Genomic DNA, 23,663 nt, shown 5'->3' on the forward strand with positions numbered 1-23,663 from the left:
TTACTTCTCGCGGCCGAGGTACTCGCCCGTGCGGGTGTCGACCTTGACCTTCGTGCCGGTCTCCAGGAACAGCGGGACCTGGATCTCGTAACCGGTCTCGAGCGTGGCGGGCTTGGTGCCGGCGGACGAGCGGTCGCCCTGCAGGCCGGGCTCGGTGTAGGTCACCTCGAGGATGACCGACGCCGGGAGGTCGATGTAGAGGGGATTGCCGTTGTTGAGGGCGATGGTGACCTGCTGGTTCTCGAGCAGGAAGTTCTTCGCGTCGCCGACCGTGGCCGCAGGCAGAGTGATCTGGTCGAAGTCGGTCTGGTCCATGAACACGAACCCGTCACCGTCGGTGTAGAGGTAGGTGTAGTCCCGGCGGTCGACGTTCTCGATGTCGATCTTCGCGCCGGCGTTGTACGTGCGGTCCACGGTCTTGCCCGAGACGACGTTCTTCAGCTTCGTGCGGACGAACGCGCCGCCCTTGCCGGGCTTGACGTGCTGGAACTCGATGACGCTCCAGAGCTGCCCGTCGATGCTGAGGACGACGCCGTTCTTGATGTCTGCGGTGGATGCCATGTGCGAGGAGTTCCGTTCCTGAGTCCGTGGGGGCCGGGGTCGGCCGACAGTCGATTCTACGGGATGCCCGGCGCGGGCCGTCGCGGGGCACGATAGACGCTCCTCCGCGAGAGCGGAAGCCCCGTGACGATGCCCGTGGCCCCGGGCAGCGTGGACGAGGACAGAAGGAGTCGACATGAGCGAGGACGATCGCGACCGGGACCCGACCAGGGTGGCGAATCAGCCGGCGCTGCGGACATCGTCCGGGGCGGTGTGGCTCATCGTCGCCACGATCTTCACGGCGGTCAGCCTCGTGCCCCTGATCGGGATCGTCCGCAGCGGCGGCGCGGCGGGGACCGTCGGCCTGGTGACCGCGATCATCCTGGTCCTGGGCCTGGTCGCGATGGTCGTCATCCGCCTCGCGGTGGCGAGCGTGCGGCCGCGGCTCCGTGCCCTGGCCGCCTGTTTCCTCGCCATGGCCCTGTTGACGCTCGTGGGCATCACGGTGTGCGTGCTGCTCGTGGGCCTGCCCTGATCCTGCGCGCTCAGAGCTGCGCGACGAGTTCCCGCACCGCGTCGGCGTAGCCTCCCACGCCGCGTCCGATGACCCGGACCGCGGCGACGTCGTGCAGGTACGAGTGGTGACGGAACTCCTCGCGGGCGTACACGTCGGAGATGTGGACCTCGGCGAAGGGCAACGCGACGCCGGTGAGCGCGTCGCGCAGGGCGACGGAGGTGTGGGTGAGGCCGCCCGGGTTGATGACGATGCCCGCGCAGTCCGCCCGCGCATCGTGGATCGCGTCGATGAGCACGCCCTCGTGGTTGCTCTGCAGCGCCCGCACCTCGAACCCCAGGGCGGCAGCGGTCTCGGCGGTGATCCGCTCGACGTCGGCGAGGGTCGCGGTGCCGTACACCTCGGGTTCGCGGGTGCCGAGGAGGTTGAGGTTGGGGCCGTTGACGAGCAGCAGCCGACGCGGGGCGCTCATGCGGGCACGCTCCCGGTGTCGACCAGCTCGCGGCGCATGACCCATTCCCGCCCGAAGTTGGCCGTCTCGATCTCCCCGGTCCGGACGAAGCCGCCTCGGCGGTACACGGCCTGAGCCCGGGAGTTGTCCACGTGCACCTCGAGCACGAGCGCGCGGAGGCCGCGATCGCGGGCCCAGGCCGCCGCGGCGTCGAGGAGCGCATCGATGACGCCCGCACCGCGATGCGCATCCGCCACATAGACCCCCACGACCAGCCCCGCGTCGTGCTGCTCGCGATGCGGGAGCACGGTCACGGTCCCGGTCCAGGCGCCGTCGTCGGCGATCGCGACGAACTGCGCCGCGGCGGCGTCGCCCGCGGCATTCGCGGCGCGCTCCTGCCAGAAGCGGTCGGGCTGTGCGGCGGCGTGCTCGACGGTGTCGAGGAAGGCCATCGGTGCGGCCGGGTCGGCGAGGGCCTGCAGCCGCAGCGCCTTGACCTCCCGCCAGTCCTCCGGTGTGATGCGCCGGACGGCGATGCTCATGCGCCGATCTCCTGGTAGGCGGCGAAGAGCAGCGATTCGTCCGGCGCCTGGAGCACGGTGGGCTTGGCGATGTCGTCGAGGAGGATGAATCGGAGCATCCCGCCGCGGCTCTTCTTGTCGCGGTGCATCGTGGCGAGCAGCTGCGGCCAGGCGCCGGCGCGGTACGACGTGGGCAGGCCCAGCGACTCGAGGATCGTACGGTGGCGCTCCGCCGCGGCGTCCGACAGCCGCCCCGCGAGCCGGGAGAGCTCCGCGGCGTACAGCATGCCGATCGAGATGGCCGCCCCGTGCCGCCAGCGGTATCGCTCGGCGTGCTCGATTGCGTGGCCGAGCGTGTGGCCGTAGTTCAGGATCTCGCGCTGTCCGGCCTCGCGGAAGTCGTCAGAGACGACCTGCGCCTTCATGTCGATCGCGAGCTCGACCGCCCGGCGGAACTCGTCCGTCGTGGAGTCGACCGCGCGCGCCGGATCGGCCTCGACGATGTCGAGGATCTCCGGCGCCCAGATGAAGCCGGCCTTGACGACCTCCGCGAAGCCGGCCGTGGCCTCGTTGGGGCTCAGGCTGCCCAGTTCGTCGAGGTCGCCGATCACCGCGCGCGGTGCCCAGAAGGCGCCGACGAGGTTCTTGCCCTCCGCGGTGTTGACCCCGGTCTTGCCGCCGACGGCGGCGTCCACGAGACCGAGGACGGTGGTGGGCACCTGGACGATCTGGATGCCGCGCAGCCAGGTCGCCGCGACGAAGCCGGCGAGGTCGGTCACCGCTCCCCCGCCGTAGCCGACCACGGCGTCCGTCCGCGTGAAGTCGGCCTGGCCCATGACCTGCCAGCAGAAGGCGGCGACCTCGATGCGCTTGCCCTGCTCGGCGTCCGGGATCTCGGCGAGCAGCACCTCGCGCGGCCCGTCCGCGGTGTCGGCGAGGAGCCGGTCGCGGAGCTCGGCGGCCCGGGCCGCGAGGGTCGGCGGGTGCACGACGAGGATCTTGCGGACGCCCGGCGCGAGAGCCGCGGACACCTGGTCGAGGATCCCCCGTCCGATCGTGATGTCGTAGGCGTCGTTCCCGGTGACGCTGATGGTCGTCGTGCTCATCGCTGTTCTCTCCTCCATGCCACGATCTCGTCGGCGATGCGCTGCATCGGACGCCGTGAGGTGTCGAACGTGGCCGACGCCACCTCGTCGTACCATCCTCGCCGTTCGGCGAAGATGCGCTTCCACTTCTCGACCGGGTCCTCGCCCGCCAGCAGCGGGCGCGTCCCGCCGCGCAGGCGGTCGGCGACGGCGGCCTCGCTCACGGTGAGGAAGACCACGGGGTGGGCGCGCAACAGCGCGCGCGTCTCCGGATCCGTGACGGCGCCGCCGCCGAGGGAGATCACGCCGCCCTCGGCGAGGGCCTCCCGGACCGCCGCGCGCTCCAGGTCCCGGAAGTGCGCCTCGCCATGCGTGGCGAAGATCTCGGGGATCGGGCCGTGCGCGGCGACGATGCGCTTGTCGGTGTCGACGAAGGCGACGCCCAGCCGCCGCGCGACGCGTCGCCCGACGCTGGTCTTACCGGCCGCCATCGGTCCGACGAGGACCAGCGTCAGCGGCTCAGCCTCGTTCGTCATGCGCGATGAGCGCCGCCTCGGACGCGGGGGCCGTGCGCAGCTCCGCCGGGATGCCGTCGAGGTACCCCTCCAGGTTGCGGCGCGTCTCGCGGATGCTGTCGCCGCCGAACTTCTCCAGCACGGCGCGGGCCAGTTCGATGGCGACCATGGCCTCCGCGACGACGCCCGCCGCGGGCACCGCACAGACGTCGGAACGCTGGTGGTGCGCGGTCGCCTGGTCACCGGTCGCCACGTCGATCGTGCGCAGCGCGTGGGGCACGGTCGCGATCGGCTTCATGCCGGCGCGGACGCGCAGCACGGTTCCGGTCGACATGCCGCCCTCGGTGCCGCCGGCGCGGTCCGTGCCGCGGGCGATGCCGTCGGCGGTGGCGAAGAGCTCGTCGTGGGCGGCGGAGCCGCGGCGGCGCGTGGTCTCGAAGCCGTCGCCGACCTCCACGCCCTTGATGGCCTGGATGCTCATGAGCGCCTGGGCCAGTCGGGCATCCAGGCGGCGGTCCCAGTGCACGTGGGAGCCGAGCCCCGGCGGCAGGCCGTACGCGAGGACCTCGACGATGCCGCCGAGGGTGTCGCCGTCCTTCTTGGCGTCGTCCACCTCCGCGACCATGAGCGCCGAGGTCGCGGGGTCGAAGCACCGCAGCGGGTCGGCGTCCAGGGCGTCCACGTCGTCCGGGGTCGGCAGCGCCGCGCCATCCGGCACGCGCACCGGACCGATGGAGAGCGTGTGGCTGACGAGTCGGATGCCGAGCTCGCCGAGGAAGGAGCGGGCGACGGCACCGAGCGCCACGCGGGCGGCGGTCTCCCGGGCGCTCGCGCGCTCGAGGATCGGGCGGGCCTCGTCGAAGTCGTACTTCTGCATGCCCACGAGGTCGGCGTGGCCCGGACGTGGCCGGGTCAGCGGGGCGCCACGACCGCGCGAGCGATCGGTGAGCTCCACCGGCTCCGGGTTCATGACCTCGATCCACTTCGGCCACTCGGTGTTGCCGATGCGCAGGGCGATGGGGCTGCCCAGCGTCTTCCCGTGCCGGACGCCGCCGGAGATCGTGAGCTCGTCCTGTTCGAACTTCATCCGGGAGCCGCGTCCATAGCCGAGCTTGCGGCGGGCGAGGTCGGCCTGGATGGCCTCGGACGACACCGGGACGCCGGAGGGCAGACCCTCCATGACGGCGATGAGTTCTGGGCCGTGCGATTCGCCGGCCGTGAGCACGCGGAGCATGTGCTCTAGTCTCCCATGCGTTTCCCCCCGCGCCGTGCCGCGTTTCGTCCGGCGGCGCTCAGAGGGTGGCGCGCATCGCGGCGAGGACGGCCTCCTCGTCCGGCAGCGGCGAGACCGGGTCGCCGTGCAGGAAGATCCGGATCTGCCGCACCGCCTGATGCAGCAGCATCCCGAGCCCGGAGACCACCGGCTGATCGCCCCACTCCGTCGCGAGCGCGGACGGCCACGGGGCATAGGCCGCATCGAAGAGCGTCCCGCCCATGTCAGACAGGCGGGAGGCGACGTCCGGTGGCAGCGCGGTGCCGGAGGGCAACGTCGCCACCGTGAGGTCCGCGTCGCCGTCCACCTCCTCGAACGATCGAGGGGTGACCACGACGCCGCGACGCTCTCCGATGCGGACGAGCCCGGCGGCGCGTTCCGGCCGACGGGCGGCGACCTCGACCCGTGTCGCCCCCAGGTCGGCGAGGGCGACGAGGGCCGAGGCCGCCGTGGCTCCGGCGCCCAGGATCCGCGCCGTCCCGATCTCGCGGATGCCGGCGTCCCCGAGCGCATCGACGATCCCGCCGACGTCGGTGTTGAATCCCGCCGGGGTCTCCGAGACCAGGAGCGTGTTGACCGCGCCGGTCAGCTCCGCGTGGGCATCCCGGCTGGCGGCGTACCGGTACGCCTCCTCCTTGAGCGGCATCGTCAGCGACAGGCCGCGCCAGGAGTCGTCGAGCGCCTCGACCGCGTCCGCGAAGCCCTCCGCGCCGACCTGGCGGCGCTCGTACTCCCAGTCCAGTCCGAGCACCGCGTAGGCCGCAGCGTGCAGCTCCGGCGACCGTGAGTGCCCGATCGGGTCGCCCCAGACCGCCAGTCGTCTCCGGTTCACCGCGTCAGCAACCGGCGTCGGGGTTCGCGCGGCACCAGTCCCGCCACTTCTCCACGCCCTGCTCGTGCTCCGCGAGGGTCTCCGAGAACTGCGTCTCGCCGGTCTCGAGGTTGACGGTGACGAAGTAGATCCACGGCCCGTCCGCGGGGTGCATCGCGGCATCGATCGCGGCATCGTTCGGGCTCGCGATCGGCGTGGCCGGAAGCCCCTTGTTCACGTAGGTGTTCCACTCGTTGGGGTCTTCCAGAGCCTCGGCCGAGCTCGAGACCACGCCCTCGTGCAGGGAGCCGTACCCGTACTGCGCCGTCGAGTCCATCTGGAGCAGCATGTCGTCGTCGAGGCGGTTCTGGATCACGCGGGAAACCTTGGCGAAGTCGTCCGTGCGGCCTTCGCGCTGGATGATCGAGGCGATCGTGAGGATCCGCTGCGCGTCCTCGTCCGGGACGCCGGCGGCGGCGAGCGATTCGCGCGTCCGGTCGACCATGCGCTGGATGACCTGCGTCGCGGTGACCTCGGGGTCGAACGTGTACACCGCGGGGAACAGCCACCCCTCCAGGCTCTGCGCCTGCACCCCGTACGCGGACGGATCGGCGACGGCTGCCTCGAGGTCGGCCAGCGGCATCCCGAGAGTCTCTGCCATGGACGGCAGGGCCGATTCGATCGTCCCGCCCTCCGGCATGGAGACGGTGTTCTCGAGCTTGTTCTCCTCGTTGCGGAGCGCGGCGAGGGCATCCTCCGCTGTCATCTTCTTCTGCAGGCGGTAGACGCCGGGATAGAAGGTCACCGCGATGTTCTCGTCGATGAGGTAGTCGTAGAAGACGTCCTCGGTCTTCGTGACGCCGGCTTCGTACAGCGCCGTCGACACGGGGCCGCCCGTGTCGCCCTGCTTGATCGTGACGTACACCTCACCGGTCGCCTGACCGGGCTCCCAGTCCTTCGGCTCCCCCCACCCCATGGCGTCGGCGATGCGGTCGCCGAAGGTGTTGGCGACCCAGACTCCGCCGGCGGCGATGCCGCCGAGGATCACCAGGACGATGATCAGGGCGACGAGGCAGCCCTTGCGGCGCTTCTTCTTGGTCGGCGCGCCGTGATCGCGGCCGTCGTCCTGGGCGGCGAAGATCTCGTCGAGCCCGCCGCCCAGCGCGGGTGCGGGGTCTTCGGTGCCGGTCGACCGGCGCGGCCCCGGAGCGGGGGTCTCATCCGCGCTCGTCGCGGCGACGGGCATCGCGCGGGTCACGACCGGTTCGACGTCTGCGGCATTCGCCTGCGGCCGGTGGTCGGTCACGGCCGCATCCGCGGTGGTCGCCGCCGACGCCGAGACCGGGCGGGCGGGCACATCGGCACCGGGCGCGACCCCGGCGTCCGGAGTGGGCGAGGCGTCCTGCTCGCGTGCCGCGGCCTCCCTGGCCGCGCGGCGGGATCCGGGTGCCGGCGTGTCGTCTCCGGCGGTCGGGACCTGCGGGGACGGAGCGGGGAGGTTCTCGAACAGATCCCCCAACCGGGTGCTCTGCTCGTGCTCGGGCGCACGGCTCTCGCGTTCGGACATGTTCAGGCGGGCTCCTCGTCAACGGGGACCGGGGCACCGGCCGGGTTTCCGGTGCTCTTCTCCGTGTCGATCGCCTGCTGCAGCAGCACCACGGCGGCGACCTGATCCACAATGCTACGAGAGTTCTTCTGTGATCGCCCAGAACTCCGCAACGCCGCATGCGCCGAGACCGTGCTCAGACGCTCGTCGACGAGGCGTACCGGCACGCCGCTGCGCGCTTGGAGAGCCGCCGCGAACTCGCGCGCATCCACCGTCGACGGCGTGTCCGCACCCTGCATGTTCACCGGCAGACCGACGACGATCTCCAGCGGCTCGTACTCCGCAGCCAGCTCCGCGATGCGCGTGAGCGAGCGCTCATCGCGGGGTACGGTCTCGACGGGGACGGCCAGCATGCCGTCCGGATCGGACCGCGCCACGCCCACGCGGGCCCGGCCGACGTCGATGCCGAGCCGGACACCGCGGCGGTAGCCGCTCACGCGCCGCGCAGCTCCTGGGAGACGGCCTCGAGCGCGGCGGGCAGTGCCGCTGCGTCGGTACCGCCGCCCTGGGCGACGTCGTCCCGACCGCCGCCGCCTCCGCCGAGCACACCGGCGGCGCGCTTCGCGAGCGCACCCGCCTTCGCACCGGCACCGCGCGCGGCCTCGTTCGTGGCGACGACGACGACAGGGCGACAGTTGACGACCGCACCGAGCGCCACCACCGCGGGGTCGGAACCCAGCCGGTCGCGCACGCCATTGACGAGCTCGCGGACATCGTCCGCGGAGGCCACGTCCCCCAGCGTCTGCGCCGCCACGCGGTAGTCTCCGACGCGCGTCGCGGCCTCGGCGATCGCGGGGATGCGCCCCGCCCGCTCCTTCGCCTCGAACTGCGCGATGCGCTTCTCCGCGGCCTTGAGGCTCGCGGCGAGATCGGCGATCCGCTCGGGGAGCTGCTCGCGCGGGGTCTTCAGGGAGGCGGTGAGCTGCGACACGAGAGCCCGCTCCGCCGCGAGCTCACGGAAGGCATCCGCGCCGACGAGAGCCTCGATCCGGCGGTTGGAGGCGCCGACCGACGACTCCCCCACCACGCTGACCAGACCGATCTCCGCACTGGTCGACACGTGCGTGCCGGCGCAGAGCTCTCGCGACCACGGGCCGCCGATGTCGACCATCCGCACGACGTCGCCGTACTTCTCGCCGAAGAGCGCCATGGCGCCCGCTTCCTTGGCCTCGTCGAGCGTCACGATGCGGGTGGTCACCTCGAGGGCGTCCTGCACGGCGCGGTTCGTGATCTCCTCGATTTCCGTGCGGGTGTCGGTCGACAGCGCCTGCGACCAGGCGAAGTCGAACCGCATGTACCCGGCACGGTTGAGCGACCCGGACTGTGTGGCCGTCGGACCGAGCGTGTCGCGGAGGGCGGCGTGCACGAGGTGGGTGGCGGAATGCGCCTGCCGAGCGGCGCGCCGGTTCGCGGCGTCGACGATCGTCGTCGCGATGTCGTCGACCGCGACCGTGCCGCGGGAGACCTCGACCGTGTGGCTGATCAGCCCCGGGACCGGACGCTGCACGTCGAGCACCTCGAGCTCGTAGCCGGGGCCCACGATGGTGCCCTTGTCGGCGACCTGACCACCCGACTCGGCGTACAGCGTCGTCTCGGCGAGCACGACCTCGGCGATCTGCCCCTCGGCGGCGCTGCGCACCGGCGCCCCGTCGACGAGCAGGCCGAGCACACGGGACTCCACCTCGAGGGCCGTGTAGCCGTCGAAGCCCGTCTCGCCCAGCGCACGCAGGTCGCGGTAGACCGAGACATCCGCGAGCTGGCGCTTGCGATTGCGGGCGTCGTCCTTTGCGCGCTGACGCTGCTCCTGCATGAGGGAGTCGAACGCGGCACGGTCCACGTCCAGCCCGGCCTCTTCGGCGACCTCGAGGGTGAGGTCGATCGGGAAGCCGTAGGTGTCGTGCAGCAGGAACGCCTCGGAACCGCTGAGGGTCTTCCCGCCACCCTTCTTCGTCTCGTCGAGCGCGAGGTCGAGGATGGTCGATCCCTGCGCCAGGGTGCGCCGGAAGGTCTCCTCCTCGGCGAACGCCGCCGAGGAGAGCACGGACCAGTCGCGCTCCAGCTCCGGGTACGCCGACTTCATCGCATCGCGGGAGGCGGCGAACAGCTCGGGGAAGGCGGGGTCGTCGACGCCCAGCAGACGCATGGCGCGCACGGTCCGGCGCATGAGGCGCCGCAGGATGTAGCCGCGGCCCTCGTTCGACGGACGCACGCCGTCGGAGAGGAGCATGAGCGAGGAGCGCACGTGATCCGCGATCACCCGGAAGCGGACGTCGTCCTCGTGGACCGCTCCATAGCGGCGGCCGGAGAGCTCGACGGCGCGGTCGAGCACCGGACGCACCTGGTCGGTCTCGTACATGTTCTCGACGCCCTGCTTGAGGAAGGCGACACGCTCCAGCCCCATGCCGGTGTCGATGTTCTTCATCGGCAGCTCGCCGACGATGTCGAACTCGGTCTTGCCGCGGATGTTCTCGATGAAGTCCTGCATGAACACGAGGTTCCAGATCTCCAGGAACCGCGAGTCGTCGACCGCAGGGCCGCCGTCCTTGCCGTAGGCGGGGCCGCGGTCGAAGAAGATCTCGGAGTCAGGGCCGCCGGGACCGGGCTGGCCTGTGTTCCAGTAGTTGTCCGCGCGACCGAGGCGCTGGATGCGCTCCGGCTTGAGCCCGATGATGTCGCGCCAGATCGCCTCGGCCTCGTCGTCGGTCTCGTAGACGGTGACCCAGAGATCCTTCTCGTCGAAGCCGAGGCCGCCGTCCGCCTCCGAGCTCGTGAGCAGCTCCCAGGCGTAACGGATCGCGCCTTCCTTGAAGTAGTCGCCGAACGACCAGTTGCCGAGCATCTGGAAGAACGTGCCGTGACGCGCGGTGCGCCCGACCTCCTCGATGTCGTTGGTGCGGATGCACTTCTGCAGGTCGGCGATGCGCGGATGCGGCGCCGGGACCACGCCCGTGAGGTACGGGATCATCGGGACCATGCCGGCGACGGTGAACAGCAGCGAGGGGTCGTCGCTGACCAGGGACGCCGAGGGGACGATGAGGTGGTCGTTCTTCTCGAAGTAGGAGAGGTAGCGCTGCGCGATTTCCGCAGTTTTCATAGGAGTGCCGGATGTCCTTGCGTGAGGGGGCGCGCCGAGGCGCAGATGCGGGGGGTCAGTTCTCGCCCGGCTCGGTCAGCCGAGCCTCCTGCGCGCGATACGCGTCGCTGAGGATCGCGGCGAGGCCGTTGAGGCGGGCGTCGACGTCGGCCAGGATGTCGTGGCCCCGCGGGTCCTTGTTCATGAAGTGAGCCGCGACGAAGCCGCCGATCACGCCGATCAGGAACCACAGCACATTCTTCATGTCGTCATCCTTGCCCTAGAGCCGCGAAGGCGCGGTCTCTCCATCGTAGGCGGAAACGACAGGAGGCGTCGGGAACCCCGACGCCTCCTGCCTGATGCTCTTCCGCTGGATCAGCGAGCCGCGTAGTACTCGACGACGAGCTGCACTTCACAGGTCACGGGGACCTCGGCGCGCTTCGGACGACGGACCAGACGGGCCTGGAGCTTGTCGAGCTCGACCTCGAGGTAGCCCGGAACGGCGGGCAGGACCTCGGCGTGGCCGCCGGCGGCCGCCACCTGGAAGGGCTCGGTGCCCTCGCTCTTGGGCTTCACGTGGATGAGCTGACCCGGCTTCACGCGGAACGACGGGCGGTCGACGAGCTGGCCGTCGACGAGGATGTGACGGTGCACGACGAGCTGGCGAGCCTGCGCGGTGGTACGGGCGAAGCCCGAACGCAGCACGAGGGCGTCGAGACGCATCTCGAGCAGCTCGACCAGGTTCTCACCGGTCAGACCGTCCTGACGACGGGCCTCGTTGAACGTGTTGCGCATCTGCTTCTCGCGGATGCCGTACTGCTCGCGCAGACGCTGCTTCTCGCGCAGACGGACGGCGTAGTCGCTGTCGGCCTTGCGCTTGGTGCGGCCGTGCTCGCCCGGAGCGTAGGGACGCTTCTCGAGGTAGCGGGCGGCCTTCGGGGTGAGAGCCACGCCGAGAGCGCGGCTGAGACGCACCTTGCGGCGGTCCTGGGACTTCGTGGTCACGAAGCTGTCCTTCCGATGACGCGGTCGCGACTTTCGCGACTCGCGGACGTATCACCCGCGTTCTGCCTTGGAGCGCACGCCGGGGCGCCAGCAAGGTGGGGTATGAACGAGGAGATGCCCGAAAACTCGGTTTCGAGCCGCTCAATTCTATCAGACGGCGGCCGAAGCCCGGGGCCGGCGGTTCAGCGGTCGCCGAGGATGCGGCGGATACGCTCCAGCCGCGCGCTGATGTCGCGCTCCGCGCCGAGGTTCTTCGGCTCGTAGTAGTGCCGCCCGTCGAGCTCGTCGGGCAGGTACTGCTGCGGCACGATCCCGAACTCGCTGTCGTGCGCGTAGCGATAGCCGCGGCCGTGCCCGAGGCGCTTCGCTCCGGGGTAGTGCGCGTCGCGGAGGTGAAGCGGCACGCGCCCGAATCCCCCTGCGCGGATGTCGGCGATGGCGGCGTCGATGCCGACGTAGGCCGCGTTCGACTTCGCGGTCGTGGCGAGATAGACGGTGGCCTCGGCGAGCGGGATGCGCCCCTCCGGCATCCCGATGAAGGCCACCGCGTCGGCCGCGGCCACGGCGATGCCGAGGGCCTGGGGGTCGGCGAGCCCCACGTCTTCGGAGGCGGAGATGACGAGCCGACGGGCGATGAACCGCGGGTCCTCCCCCGCCTCGATCATGCGGGCGAGGTAGTGCAGCGCGGCGTCCGGGTCGGAACCCCGGATCGACTTGATGAAGGCGCTGATGACGTCGTAGTGCTCGTCGCCCTGGCGGTCGTAACGGAGCAGAGCCTTGTCGACGGCCTGCGCCACGTCGTCGGCGGTGACCTCCGGGACGACCGTCTCCGGGTCTTCGCCGTCGTGGTCGGCTTCGGAGGCGGCGGCGTGCGAGAGCGCCACGGCAGCGGCGGCCTCCAGTCCGGTGAGGGCACGACGGGCGTCCCCCGACGCGAGGCGGATGAGCGCCGACCGCGCCTCGTCGCTGAGCGCGACCGTACCGGAGAGTCCGCGGGCATCCGACACCGCGCGGTCCACGAGCACGCCGATGTCGTCATCGGTGAGCGGCTGCAGCGTGAGCAGCAGCGACCGGGACAGCAGGGGCGAGATCACCGAGAACGAGGGGTTCTCCGTGGTCGCGGCGATGAGGATGACCCACCCGTTCTCCACGCCGGGCAGCAGCGCGTCCTGCTGGGCCTTGGTGAAGCGGTGGATCTCATCGAGGAAGAGGATCGTCGTCTGCCCGTACAGGTCGCGCTGGGTGATCGCCTCCTGCATGACCTCCCGCACATCCTTGACGCCGGCGGTGATCGCCGAGAGCTCGACGAACCGGCGACCGGACGAGCGGGCGATGGCCTGCGCGAGCGTGGTCTTTCCGGTGCCCGGCGGACCCCAGAGGATGATCGACACCGCGCCGGGCGAGCTGGCCTCCGGATCGGCGAGGGCCACGATGGGCGACCCGGCCCGCAGCAGGTGGCGCTGCCCCGCGACCTCGTCCAGCGACACCGGGCGCATGCGCACGGCGAGCGGTGTCTGCCCGGAGAGCAGGGCGGAGGGAGAGGACATTCCTCCAGGCTAACGGCGGCCGGGGACACGAGGCGAGGCCGTGCCCCCGGTAGGCTCTCAGGCGACGTCGTGGACCGGCGTCGGACGGGAGAGACAGGGCATGGCCGCACGCGGTTCCAAGAAGGCGCAGACACGCACCGAGGCGGAGCGCGCCCGGCTGCACACCGCCCGTACCCGCTGGCACCAGGACCAGATCCGCCGGCGCACGCGCGACAACATCATCGCGGTCACGGTCGGCTCCCTCATCGTCGTGGGCGCCATCGTCAGTCAGGTCGTGCACGCGCAGGTGACCACACCGGAGCCGACGCCGTCGCCCTCGTCGTCGACCGCTCCCTCCCCGGCGCCGAGTGACACCCCGAGCCCGGCACCGACCGCTCCCGAGACCCCCTCGGAGTGAGGCTCTCCGGCGTCGTCAGTCCTCGTCGAGGACGGCGAGCCGGTACCCGCGTTTGACCACGGTCTGCACGAGGTCCCCTTCGCCGAGGGCCTCCCTCAGCCGCGCAACCGCGACCTCGACCGCACGCGCACTGCGTCGACCGCCGGGGAGCACCTGGCCGATCTCGGCCCTGGTGAGCACGCGCCCGTCGGCGACGAACAGGGCCTCGAGGATGCTGACCGCGCCGCGGGAGAGCGGGACGAAGCCGCCGTCGATCAGCGCGCCGCCGCTGCGCACCGCCAGCCGACCCGCCGCAGTCCGCCGCTCGAGGACCCCGTGTGTGAGAGGGGCGAGCGCGCTCCGGGCAAGATCGTCCGCGGTGGGCCCGCACGACGTCGATGCCGGCAGGCCGTTCTCCATCAACCGCGCGGTTGCAGCGGCATCGCTGGTGGCGAGAAGCAGGCGGGACGCGCGCGACCGCTCGCGGATGGCGTCGAGCATGCCCAGTCGTTCCACCGTTCCGAGCCACCCGGGTAGGGCCTCCGCCGCGGGGAACAGCACCGCGTCCACCTGACCGGACGCGATCCGGTACAGCGTCCGCTTGGAGCCGGCGGGGATCGCGTGGTCCGCCCGCGGCGGAGTGATCCGGACGACCTCCGAGCCCGTCGCCGCGAGGATCCGCAGAAGCGTGTCGACGTCGACCGGCTCCGGACGCACCGGCCGCGGCACCTCGACCACCACGACGCGGCAGCCGACCAGCGCCGGAGCGGGACGCGGGGGCGCACTCATGCCGAGCCCTCCGCCGACCTCGCACCACCGGCGCGCCGTCCTGTCCGTGACGGGTGCCGGACGACGGCGATCGGGCCTCCGGGCCGCGCGAGGTCCGCCCCGCCGATCAAGGCCTCCGGAACGACGGCGCCGGCGCTTCGCAGGTCCGCGAGTGCGTCCGGCATGTCCTCCGCCCGGAGGCCGCTGACGGCGAGGAGCCCTCGATCGATCCGTACCGTCGCCTCCCGTCGTGCCGCGAGACGACCCACGACGAGGAGCAGCGCCCCGTCGGAGTCGGCGCCGACGCGCACCTCCAGGACAGGAACGGCCGCCGTCCCGCGGAGACGCACCTCGGGGCGAAGGGTTCCGCGGTCGCCGGGCCGTACGCCGAAATTCACCTCGGCGCGCTCCTGCAACGCGAGCGCGAGACGGCGGAGGCAGGGGCCGCAGCCGCGGCTCTCGACCGCACCGTCCAGAGCCTCCGCGACGGTCCGGATTCCTCGGTCCGTGAGCTCCGCTGCCAGCACCTCCAGCGGCGCGGACGGCAGCCCATGTGTGCAAGCCTCCGCACCGTCCTCGGTCACGGCGGCGGCCAGCAGCGCCCGCGCCGCCCTCTGACCGTCGAGCGACCAGGACGCGAGCCCGGCGAGCGACGCATCCGCCGACGCGCCGATGACCGTCACGCGGTGCACCACACGGGCATCCTCGGAGAGCACGACCTCCCCGAACACGCGGTCTCCGCGGCTCGGAAGAGGGACGTCGACCGTCGGTTCGTCACCGTCCGCGACACGCAGGGTCACGACCTCGATACCGCCGGGGCTCCCGTGCCACCCGTGTCCCACGGGGCTCGCGACCCGAGCGCCGAGCAGGGTGGCCGCCGCTCGATCCGCGGACGCCAGGGCAGCCTCCGTGCCGCCGGATGCCGGGTCCGCGGCGACGTCGCCGATCGCGAGGACGCGCGGGTCGGATGTCCGCCCGTCTGCGTCCACGAGGACACCGCCGCCCGGCCGCGTGCGGAGCCCGGCGTTCCGTGCCAGCTCATCGCGTGCCCGCGCACCCGTCGTCACGATGAGGTCGGTCCGTGCGAACGTGCCGTCCTGGAACTCCACGGCCGTCACCGCGCCCGTCGCGTCGGGGTCCACGCGGGTCACCCGCGTCCGCATCCGGACCGCGATACCGCGCGCCTCGATGATCCCGCGGAGTGCGCTCGCCGCCGGAAGCGTGAGGTGCGTGGGCAGCAGGCGATCCGCGGCGTCCACGATCGTCGTCTGCACCCCGGCGTCGTGCAGCGCGCATGCGGCGTCCACTCCGCCCTCGTCGCCGCCGACGACGACCGCGCGTAGCGCCCGCGGCATCTCCGTCGCACGGACCGCGAGGAACGCACGCAGCATGTGCGCGTCCTCCATCGTGCGAAGGAGGAAGGAGCCACGGGCACGGATCCCCGGCACGTCGAGCCGATGGGCGTGGGTCCCCGTCGCGAGTACGAGCGCGTCGTAGTCGTACCACCGCTGCGAACGCGTCCGCACGCGGTGCCCTCCCCTGTCGATCCGCAGGACCCGGTCGTCGTCGATGAGGCGGACGCGGTCGTCGCGGAACGGCGCGCGGTCGAGCTCCCCCGCCGACGCCGGGCTGCCGCCGACGACGCGCGCCAGTCCGGAACGGTCGTACGGCAGGCGTCCCTCATCCCCGAACACCGTGATCCGCACGGCACGGTCCGGGTCCTCCAGCATCCGCGCGACGAAACGATGCGCCGCGATGCCCGCCCCCACGACGACGATGTCCACTGTGCGCGCTGGGATGTCGTCCATGGAACTCCTGTCGACCTGGGGACTGTCGTGGTCGCGACGATAGGAGCGCCGTGTTACCCGCAGATGACGCGCAGTGTGTCCTGCATCGAACGTTCTGCTCACGAAACGGTAACGTCCCACCCCGCGAGACCCCGCCTCGTCGCCGAGACCCCGCCTCGTTCGCGCACGAATCACGGGGTCTGGGCGGGAAGACGGGGTCTCGCGGATCAGAGAGTGCGTACTAGGCTGAGCCTCGTCCTTTCCGCCTCCCGCGGCGTGACCGCGCAAGGAGAATCACCGTGTCTGCCAACGAGCCCGCGAAGCCGACCCCGCCCGTTCCCACCCCGCCCGCCGTGCCGATGCCGCGGAAGACGCCGACTCCGGCCGCCGTCGCACCGGCCGCGGCGAAGCCGACTCCGGTCTCGTCCGCCGGCGAATGGGGCCGCGTCTCCGAAGACGGCACCGTCGAGGTGCGCGAAGGCGAGTCCTGGCGCGTCGTCGGTCAGTACCCGGACGGGACCCCCGACGAGGCTCTCGCCTACTACGTCCGCAAGTACGACGACATCGCGTTCAAGGTCGTCGCCCTGGAGCAGCGCCACCAGGCCGGCGGTGCCTCCGCGAGCGACCTGTCCAAGCAGGCCGCGCACCTCATCGACGAGGCCACGGATGCCGCGGCCGTCGGCGACCTCGCCGGTCTCCGCGACCGCCTCACCGCGCTGACCGCGTCGCTGTCCGAGGCCACCGCCCAGGAGGCGCAGCAGGCGAAGGAGCTCGTCGAGCAGGCCGTCGCCGAGCGCACCGCCCTCGTCGAGCGTGCCGAGGCCATCGCCGCCCGCGACCTCAGCAAGGTGCAGTGGAAGCAGGTCACCGCCGAGCTCAACGAGCTCTTCGAGTCCTGGCAGGCCCAGCAGCAGAACGGTCCGCGCCTGTCGAAGGGCGTCTCGCAGCAGCTCTGGAAGCGGTTCCGCGACGCGAGGGCCGTCGTCGACAAGCACCGCCGGGCGTTCTACTCCGAGCTCGACGATGCGCACAAGGCGGCGCGTGATGCGAAGTCGCGACTGGTCGAGCGCGCCGAGGCCCTGGCCCCGCGCGGTGTCGACGGCATCCCCGCTTACCGATCGCTCCTCGACGAGTGGAAGACGGCCGGTCGCGCCGGACGCAAGGCCGACGACGCCCTCTGGGCACGTTTCAAGGCCGCCGGCGACGCTCTCTACGCCGCTCGTGCCGAGCAGGCCGCAGCGGAAGAAGCCGACTCCGCTCCGAAGATCGAAGCCCGCCAGGCGCTGCTCGAGCAGGCCAAGGCTGTCGCCGACGAGCCGAACATCAAGCGCGCCCGCGCCCTGCTCACGCGCATCCAGCGCGAGTGGGACGAGGTCGGCCGCATCTTCCCGCGCGACAAGGAGCGTGCGCTCGACGACAAGCTCCGCGTCATCGAGCAGGCACTCAAGGCCCGCGAGGACGTCGACTGGAAGAAGAACAACCCGGAGACCAAGGCGCGGGCGAACGACATGAGCTCGCAGCTCCACGAGGCGATCGAGAAGCTGGAGGCGGAGCTCGCAGCCGCCGAGGCCTCCGGCGACAGCAAGGCCGCCAAGGAGGCCGCGGACGCCCTCGAGGCCCGTCGCGCCTGGCTCAACGCCCTGGGTGGCTGAGCTCTCCACAGATCCACCGATCTCCGCACGAGCGGGGTGCAGGCCGCCACACTGGCGGGATGCACCCCGCTCTGCTGTATCTGCCCGGCGCGCGACTCAGCGTCTGTGAACTCAGCGCCGCCCGCCTCGACGGACATGTCATCGAGGTCGGCGACGCCTACATCCCCGCTGATCTTCCCGAATCCGCCGATGTCCGTGCGAGCAGCATCGCCGCCCTGGTCCAGGAAGGTGCCGCCGCGTGCGGGCCGAGCGCCGCCTGGATACACGGAGCGGGCGATGCCCCGCCGTCGATCCATCACGTGCGTCGCTGTGTGGAACGTCGTGTGCGCCCGCGGGTGCACACCCGCGTGTCCTTCCACGACACGATGGTCCCGGAGAAAGACGTGCGCCGCCTCGGCGGGATCTTCGTGACGTCTCCCGTCCGCACGATGTGCGATCTCGCCACGACGCTCCACCGCGATCCGCGTGTGCTGTCCTGGATGCAGGCGCTCGCCCCTGCCCACCCCACGGCTCTCGAGGGTGCGATCCGGGCCCTCAAGGGAGCGCACCGGGTTCCCGGGAGCGTCAGCGGCCTCGCCGCGCTGGAGAGGCTCCTCAGGAGGAGGTGACGCGGTAGACGTCGTAGACCGCGTCGATCCGGCGCACCGCGTTCAGGACCCGGTCGAGATGCACCGCGTCGCCCATCTCGAACACGAAGCGACTCAACGCCAGGCGCTCGTCGGTCGTCGACACGGTCGCCGAGAGGATGTTCACGTGATGCTCGCTGAGCACCCGTGTGACGTCCGAGAGGAGGCCGGAACGATCGAGGGCCTCGACCTGGATCTGCACCCGGAAGACGCTCTTCGTCGTCGGTGCCCAGGAGACCTCGACGAACCGATCCTGCTCGCCGCTGAGGGCCTTCACGTTCACGCAGTCCGCCCGGTGCACGGAGACGCCGCTCCCCCGCGTGACGAACCCGACGATCGGATCGCCGGGGACGGGCGTGCAGCACTTCGCCAGCTTCACCAGGATGTCGTTCGCGCCGCGCACGAGCACACCGGAATCGCCGCCCCGGGACTCGCGGGTCTGGATGCTTCCCGGGAGGTCGATCGCGCCGGTCGTGGGCTCGTCGGTGGCGACGAGCGCGGTGACCTTCTCGAGCACCGACTGCGTCGAGACGTGCCCCTCGCCGACGGCGGCGTAGAGACCCGAGACGTCCTCGTAGTGCATCTGGTGGGCGACCTCGGTGAACGAGTCCTGGCTCATCAGACGCTGCAGCGGCAGGTTCTGCCGGCGCATCGCGCGCGCGATGGCCTCCTTGCCCTGCTCGATGGCCTCTTCGCGGCGCTCCTTGGTGAACCAGCCGCGGATCTTGTTCCTGGCGCGCGTGCTCTTGACGAAGCCGAGCCAGTCCTGGCTGGGTCCCGCATCCGGGTTCTTGGACGTGAAGACCTCGACGACGTCGCCGCTCTTCAGCTCGGACTCCAGCGGCACCAGGCGTCCGTTGACCTTGGCGCCCATGGTGCGGTGCCCGATCTCGGTGTGCACGGCATAGGCGAAGTCGACCGGGGTGGCACCGGCCGGGAGACCGATCACCCGCCCCTTCGGCGTGAAGACGTAGACCTCCTTGGCGCCGATCTCGAACCGGAGGGAGTCGAGGAACTCGCCGGGGTCCGCGGTCTCGGCCTGCCAGTCGGAGATGTGTGCGAGCCACGCCATGTCGGTGTCGGAGGCGCGGACCTCGGCCTTGCCGCCGCCGTTCATCCGCTCCTTGTACATCCAATGCGCGGCGACGCCGTACTCCGCCTGGTGATGCATCTCGTGCGTGCGGATCTGGATCTCGACCGTGCGTCCGGCCGGGCCGATCACGGTCGTGTGCAGCGACTGGTAGAGGTTGAACTTCGGGGTGGCGATGTAGTCCTTGAACCGGCCGGGCAGCGGCGTCCAGCGGGCGTGGATGGCCCCGAGCACGGCGTAGCAGTCGCGCACGGAGGAGACGAGGACACGGATCCCGATCAGGTCGTAGATGTCGTCGAACTCGCGGCCGCGGATGACCATCTTCTGGTACACCGAGTACAGCTGCTTGGGCCGGCCGACGACCTTGCCGCGGATGCGCAGGTCGCGGAGGTCTTCGTCGATCTCCTCGATGACCTGGCTCAGGTACTTCTCCCGCTGCGGGGTGCGCTGGGCGATGAGGCTGTGGATCTCGTTGTAGATCTTCGGGTGCAGGACGGCGAAGGAGAGGTCTTCGAGCTCCGACTTGATCGCCTGGATACCGAGGCGGTTGGCCAGCGGCGCGTAGATCTCGAGCGTCTCCTTGGCCTTCTTCGCGGCCTTCTCCGGCGGGACGAAGCCCCAGGTGCGGGCGTTGTGCAGCCGGTCGGCGAGCTTGATGAGCAGCACGCGGATGTCCTTCGACATCGCGACGATCATCTTCCTGACGGTCTCGGCCTGGGCGCTCTCGCCGTACTTGACCTTGTCGAGCTTTGTCACGCCGTCGACGAGCATCGCGACCTCATCGCCGAACTCGGCGGTGAGGTCGGTGAGGGCATAGCCCGTGTCCTCGACCGTGTCGTGCAGCAGGGCGGCCGCGATCGCCCGCGGGCCGAGCCCCAGCTCCGCGAGGATCTGGGCGACGGCGAGCGGATGCGTGATGTACGGCTCGCCGCTCTGCCGCTTCTGCCCCTCGTGCTTCTCCTTGGCCACGGCATAGGCGCGGGAGATGACGGCGAAGTCGCCCTTGGGGTGGTTCGCCCTGACGGTGCGGATCAGGTTGTCGAGATCGTTGATCCGGGACGCACGCGAGAAGATGCGGGGCACCAGCCGTCGCAGACTCGAACCCTGCGATGCCGTCTGCGGCTCCGCCATCCACTCACCTCCGAATCAGACAATCCTACGCGCGCTGAGCGGGGGTCGGCCCCGCAACGGGGGCGTCAGGCTTCGACAGCCGCTTTGGCTCGCGCAGCGCGGATACGGGCGTCGCGCTCCTTGATCTGCGGCTCGTTCTCGCGGAAGAGCGAGTACAGCGGCGCGGCCACGAACAGGGTCGAGTAGGTCGCCACGAGGATGCCCACGAAGATCGACAGCGAGATGTCGGTCAGCGTCTCCGCACCGAGCCAGAAGGCGCCGATGAAGAGGATCGCACCGACCGGCAGCGCGGCCACCACGGAGGTGTTGATCGAGCGGATGAGGGTCTGGTTCACCGCGAGGTTGACCGATTCCCCGAACAGCCGCGACGTCTTCTCCCCGTCCTCCGTGGTGTTCTCCCTGATCTTGTCGAACACGACGGTGGTGTCGTACAGGGAGTACGCGAGGATCGTGAGGAAGCCGATGACGGCCGCGGGCGAGATCTCGAATCCGGCCAGGGCGTACACGCCGACCGTGATCACGAGCACGTCGAGCAGGCCGATGATCGCGGCCGCCGACATCTTCCACGTACGGAAGTAGATGGCGAGGATGAGGAAGGTCAGCGCGAGGAAGATCGCCAGGCCCCACAGGGACTGCCGGGTCACGCTCTCGCCCCAGGCCGGACCGATGTACGAGGAGGCGACGGCGTCCGGTTCGACGCCGTAGGCATCCGCGAGGGCGCGCGCCACCTGCTGCGTCTCGCCCGCGGTCATCTGGTCGGTCTGCACCCGGACATCCTGGTCGTTGACGATGACGACCTTGGTCACGGCACCGGGGACGACGGACTGCACCGCTTCGGTCGCGGTGTCCTGATCCGTGGTGTCGGGCGCAGCGACGGTGAACTGCGAACCGCCGGTGAACTCGATCGAGAACTGGATCGGGCGGAACAGCGGCACGAGGGCCGAGCCGACGACCAGAGCGATCGCGATGATGAACCAGAGACGACGGCGCCCGACGAACGGGAAGGACGTCTTGCCCGTGTAGAGGTTGTTGCCGAACTCATTCATGGAAGGCATCAGTTGTCTCCCTCACTTCCGGCCGTGGTCTGTCTCTCGGCGGCGAGGGCCTCCGCCCGCTTGCGCTCGGCGATGGTCTGCCGGCGATCCGCCTCTCCGCGCGAACGCGCGTTCTTCGCTCCGCGCCCCGCGGACGCCGTGGCGACCTCGCGGTACTGCGAGCGGCTCCGGTACACGGCGCCCAGGGCCTCCGGATCCAGACCGGAGAGCTTGTGCCCGCCACCGAAGAACCGCGTACGAGCGAGCAGCTGCATCACCGGGTGGGTGAAGATCACGAAGATCAGCACGTCGATCACGGTGGTGAGGCCGAGCGTGAACGCGAAGCCCTTCACCGTCGAGTCGGCGAGGATGTACAGCACCACGGCGGCCAGGACGTTGATGGACTTGGAGATGTAGATCGTCCGCTTGGCCCGACCCCAGCCGTCCTCGACGGCACCGGTGATCGACTTGCCGTCGCGCAGCTCATCGCGGATGCGCTCGAAGTAGACGATGAAGGAGTCGGCGGTGAAGCCGATCGACACGATCAGGCCGGCGACGCCGGCGAGCGACAGGCGGAAGCCGATCCGCCACGCCAGGATGCAGATGACGATGTAGGTCAGCACTGCCATCACCGCGATCGACGCGATGATCACCGTCCCGAGCGCCCGGTAGGACAGCAGCGAGTACACCGCCACGAGCGCGAGGCCGATGAGGCCCGCGATGAGGCCGATCTGGAGCTGCTGGGTGCCGAGGGTCGCGGAGATCGTGTCCGAGCTCTGCACCTCGAAGCTGAGCGGAAGGGCTCCGAACTTCAGCTGGTCGGCCAGGGTCGTCGCGCTCTCCTGCGTGAAGCTGCCGGAGATGCTGGGGCGGCCGTCGAGGATGACGCCGTTCATTCGCGGCGCGCTGATGACCTCGCCGTCGAGCACGAAGGCGAACTGGTCGCGCGGCGACAGCCCGTCGATGCGGTTCTGGTTGAGCCGGGTGCTCACCTGACCGAAGGCGTCCGCGCCCTCGCCGTTCATGGTGAGCTGCACGATCCAGGCGCCGGAGCGCGGGTCGCGTCCCGCCGTCGCGTCGGTGATCGCACGGCCGTCGAGCTCCGCCGGGCCGAGGATGAACTTGGCGGTGTCGTCGGGCGAGCAGGCGATCACCGGCTCGTCCTTCGGCGCCTTTGACGGGTCGTTGGACGGGTTGGCGCAGTCGTACGCCTGGAACTCCGCCGCGAGCTTGTCGGTGACCCACGACAGGTCGCTGGCGTCGGTGGGCTCGGCCGTGGGCTCGGCGTTCAGCGAGGGGTCAGGGCTCGGGTACGGGGTGGAGTTGCCGTCCTCTCCGACGAACTCCGTGCTCGCGGCCGTGGTGTAGAGCACCGGACGGAACTCGAGCTGGGCGCTGGACTGGATCCGCTGCCGCGTCTGCTCGTCCGCCTCACCGGGGATCTGGACGACGATGTTGCGTCCACCCTCGGTCGTGATGTCGGCCTCGGCCACACCGGAGGCGTCGACGCGCTGACGGATGATCGCCGCGGCCTGGTCGAGCTGCTCCTGTGTCGGTGCCGCGCCGTCCTCCGTCTCCGCGCTCAGGACGATCTGGGTGCCGCCCTGCAGATCGAGCGCGAGCTCAGGTGTCCACGAACTCTGCTTGAAGACGTACACACCCAGCGCGTTGATGCCGAAGAGCACGCCCGTCACGAGGAGCAGGCCGAGGAGGACCCGCCAGGCGTGACGGACAGGAGAGGATGAAGCCACGTGTGTTCAGCTTTCTGGAAGGACGGTGATCCGGGAGGCCGCGACGGCCCTCGTCTTACTTGTCGTCGGCGTCCCGCTCGAGGCGGGCACGGGTCTCCTCCGGCGTCTCCAGCGCGGGAGCGGCGGTCTCGTCGACGACGTGGTCGTCCGCGGCGTCGACGGGCGCGTCGACGATGGCGTCCTTGGGCTCCACGACGCGGAGGATCGCCTGGCTGTGCACCTCGATGACGGTACCGGGAGCGATCTCCACCAGGGCCGGGGAGTCGAGGTCTTCGGCGTCGTACGCGACGATGGTGCCGTAGATGCCGCCCTGCAGCAGGACCTTGGCGCCGGGAACCGTCTTGGTCGCCTTCTCCTCCTGCTCGGCCTTCATCTGCCGCGTGCGCTTGCGCGTGTTGAAGATCATGAAGATCAGCAGGACGGCGAGGAGTCCGAAGAGGACAAATTCCATGGGCATGGGGATGGCGCCTTTCTCAGGTGCACGCACCAGCCTTTGGGCGCACAGCG

General features: G+C 70.7%; 23 protein-coding genes. 4 read left to right on the forward strand and 19 right to left on the reverse strand.

Annotated elements, in window-relative coordinates:
- Complete coding sequence (gene efp, locus KZC57_RS02040; RefSeq protein WP_025103502.1) at positions 1 to 561, reverse strand: elongation factor P; 561 nt, start codon at positions 559 to 561, stop codon at positions 1 to 3.
- A gap of 175 nt (positions 562 to 736) precedes the next feature.
- Here efp and KZC57_RS02045 point away from each other — a divergent pair, with 175 nt between their 5' ends.
- Positions 737 to 1,075 (forward strand): hypothetical protein, encoded by a 339-nt coding sequence (locus KZC57_RS02045; protein WP_247640930.1) that lies wholly within the window; start codon positions 737 to 739, stop codon positions 1,073 to 1,075.
- A gap of 10 nt (positions 1,076 to 1,085) precedes the next feature.
- Here KZC57_RS02045 and aroQ read toward each other — a convergent pair whose 3' ends face one another.
- The 12 genes from aroQ to KZC57_RS02105 all read right to left on the reverse strand — a co-directional run bounded on the left by aroQ (position 1,086) and on the right by KZC57_RS02105 (position 12,941).
- A complete protein-coding gene (gene aroQ / locus KZC57_RS02050; protein WP_144881101.1) occupies positions 1,086 to 1,526 on the reverse strand; it encodes a type II 3-dehydroquinate dehydratase in 441 nt (146 codons plus the stop codon).
- On the reverse strand, positions 1,523 to 2,047 hold the full coding sequence (locus KZC57_RS02055) for an N-acetyltransferase (RefSeq protein ID WP_060922154.1): 525 nt from the start codon (positions 2,045 to 2,047) through the stop codon (positions 1,523 to 1,525). The genes aroQ and KZC57_RS02055 overlap by 4 nt, the downstream gene beginning before the upstream one ends.
- A complete protein-coding gene (gene aroB / locus KZC57_RS02060) occupies positions 2,044 to 3,132 on the reverse strand; it encodes a 3-dehydroquinate synthase (RefSeq protein ID WP_247640931.1) in 1,089 nt (362 codons plus the stop codon). The genes KZC57_RS02055 and aroB overlap by 4 nt, the downstream gene beginning before the upstream one ends.
- Complete coding sequence (locus tag KZC57_RS02065; protein ID WP_060922153.1) at positions 3,129 to 3,647, reverse strand: shikimate kinase; 519 nt, start codon at positions 3,645 to 3,647, stop codon at positions 3,129 to 3,131. Before KZC57_RS02065 ends, aroB begins: the two co-directional genes overlap by 4 nt.
- Positions 3,631 to 4,860 (reverse strand): chorismate synthase, encoded by a 1,230-nt coding sequence (gene aroC / locus KZC57_RS02070; RefSeq protein WP_144881103.1) that lies wholly within the window; start codon positions 4,858 to 4,860, stop codon positions 3,631 to 3,633. Before aroC ends, KZC57_RS02065 begins: the two co-directional genes overlap by 17 nt.
- Before the next feature lie 58 nt (positions 4,861 to 4,918).
- Positions 4,919 to 5,731 carry a shikimate dehydrogenase gene (locus tag KZC57_RS02075; protein WP_247640932.1) on the reverse strand — a complete coding sequence of 271 codons (813 nt, stop codon included), beginning with the start codon at positions 5,729 to 5,731 and terminating at the stop codon, positions 4,919 to 4,921.
- Positions 5,732 to 5,735: 4 nt separating this feature from the next.
- Positions 5,736 to 7,277, reverse strand: coding sequence for an endolytic transglycosylase MltG (mltG, locus tag KZC57_RS02080; protein WP_083370861.1), 1,542 nt, complete (start codon positions 7,275 to 7,277; stop codon positions 5,736 to 5,738).
- A 2-nt stretch (positions 7,278 to 7,279) separates the two neighbouring features.
- Positions 7,280 to 7,753, reverse strand: coding sequence for a Holliday junction resolvase RuvX (ruvX, locus tag KZC57_RS02085; protein WP_060923676.1), 474 nt, complete (start codon positions 7,751 to 7,753; stop codon positions 7,280 to 7,282).
- Positions 7,750 to 10,410, reverse strand: a complete 2,661-nt coding sequence (gene alaS / locus KZC57_RS02090) for an alanine--tRNA ligase (protein ID WP_247640933.1) — start codon at positions 10,408 to 10,410, stop codon at positions 7,750 to 7,752. Before alaS ends, ruvX begins: the two co-directional genes overlap by 4 nt.
- A 55-nt stretch (positions 10,411 to 10,465) precedes the next feature.
- The gene (locus KZC57_RS02095; protein ID WP_025103513.1) at positions 10,466 to 10,654 is read right to left on the reverse strand and encodes a hypothetical protein; all 189 of its coding nucleotides are present in this window, start codon (positions 10,652 to 10,654) and stop codon (positions 10,466 to 10,468) included.
- 110 nt (positions 10,655 to 10,764) lie between these two features.
- Complete coding sequence (gene rpsD / locus KZC57_RS02100; protein ID WP_060922265.1) at positions 10,765 to 11,394, reverse strand: 30S ribosomal protein S4; 630 nt, start codon at positions 11,392 to 11,394, stop codon at positions 10,765 to 10,767.
- Positions 11,395 to 11,576: 182 nt separating this feature from the next.
- Positions 11,577 to 12,941 (reverse strand): replication-associated recombination protein A, encoded by a 1,365-nt coding sequence (locus KZC57_RS02105; protein WP_082750059.1) that lies wholly within the window; start codon positions 12,939 to 12,941, stop codon positions 11,577 to 11,579.
- Between the two features lie 100 nt (positions 12,942 to 13,041).
- Between KZC57_RS02105 and KZC57_RS02110 the strand changes: the two genes are divergently transcribed.
- On the forward strand, positions 13,042 to 13,338 hold the full coding sequence (locus KZC57_RS02110; RefSeq protein ID WP_144881107.1) for a hypothetical protein: 297 nt from the start codon (positions 13,042 to 13,044) through the stop codon (positions 13,336 to 13,338).
- 15 nt (positions 13,339 to 13,353) lie between these two features.
- Here KZC57_RS02110 and KZC57_RS02115 read toward each other — a convergent pair whose 3' ends face one another.
- Complete coding sequence (locus KZC57_RS02115) at positions 13,354 to 14,106, reverse strand: winged helix-turn-helix domain-containing protein (protein WP_247640934.1); 753 nt, start codon at positions 14,104 to 14,106, stop codon at positions 13,354 to 13,356.
- A complete protein-coding gene (locus KZC57_RS02120) occupies positions 14,103 to 15,893 on the reverse strand; it encodes an NAD(P)/FAD-dependent oxidoreductase (protein WP_247640935.1) in 1,791 nt (596 codons plus the stop codon). Before KZC57_RS02120 ends, KZC57_RS02115 begins: the two co-directional genes overlap by 4 nt.
- 278 nt (positions 15,894 to 16,171) lie before the next feature.
- Between KZC57_RS02120 and KZC57_RS02125 the strand changes: the two genes are divergently transcribed.
- The gene (locus tag KZC57_RS02125; protein WP_231919617.1) at positions 16,172 to 17,524 is read left to right on the forward strand and encodes a DUF349 domain-containing protein; all 1,353 of its coding nucleotides are present in this window, start codon (positions 16,172 to 16,174) and stop codon (positions 17,522 to 17,524) included.
- A gap of 59 nt (positions 17,525 to 17,583) precedes the next feature.
- Entirely contained in the window at positions 17,584 to 18,132 is a 549-nt protein-coding gene (locus tag KZC57_RS02130) for a hypothetical protein (protein ID WP_060922269.1), read from the forward strand.
- Here the strand turns inward: KZC57_RS02130 and KZC57_RS02135 are convergent.
- The 4 genes from KZC57_RS02135 to yajC all read right to left on the reverse strand — a co-directional run bounded on the left by KZC57_RS02135 (position 18,119) and on the right by yajC (position 23,613).
- Complete coding sequence (locus KZC57_RS02135) at positions 18,119 to 20,371, reverse strand: bifunctional (p)ppGpp synthetase/guanosine-3',5'-bis(diphosphate) 3'-pyrophosphohydrolase (protein WP_060922270.1); 2,253 nt, start codon at positions 20,369 to 20,371, stop codon at positions 18,119 to 18,121. The genes KZC57_RS02130 and KZC57_RS02135 overlap by 14 nt on opposite strands.
- Before the next feature lie 65 nt (positions 20,372 to 20,436).
- Complete coding sequence (gene secF, locus KZC57_RS02140; RefSeq protein WP_247640936.1) at positions 20,437 to 21,426, reverse strand: protein translocase subunit SecF; 990 nt, start codon at positions 21,424 to 21,426, stop codon at positions 20,437 to 20,439.
- Positions 21,426 to 23,156 (reverse strand): protein translocase subunit SecD, encoded by a 1,731-nt coding sequence (gene secD / locus KZC57_RS02145; protein WP_060922272.1) that lies wholly within the window; start codon positions 23,154 to 23,156, stop codon positions 21,426 to 21,428. The genes secF and secD overlap by 1 nt, the downstream gene beginning before the upstream one ends.
- Before the next feature lie 55 nt (positions 23,157 to 23,211).
- Positions 23,212 to 23,613, reverse strand: coding sequence for a preprotein translocase subunit YajC (yajC, locus tag KZC57_RS02150; RefSeq protein WP_370670655.1), 402 nt, complete (start codon positions 23,611 to 23,613; stop codon positions 23,212 to 23,214).
- Between the last annotated feature and the right edge of the window lie 50 nt (positions 23,614 to 23,663).

It is taken from the genome of Microbacterium sp. KSW4-4 (assembly GCF_023091185.1).
GTDB classification, from domain to species: Bacteria; Actinomycetota; Actinomycetes; order Actinomycetales; family Microbacteriaceae; genus Microbacterium; species Microbacterium paraoxydans.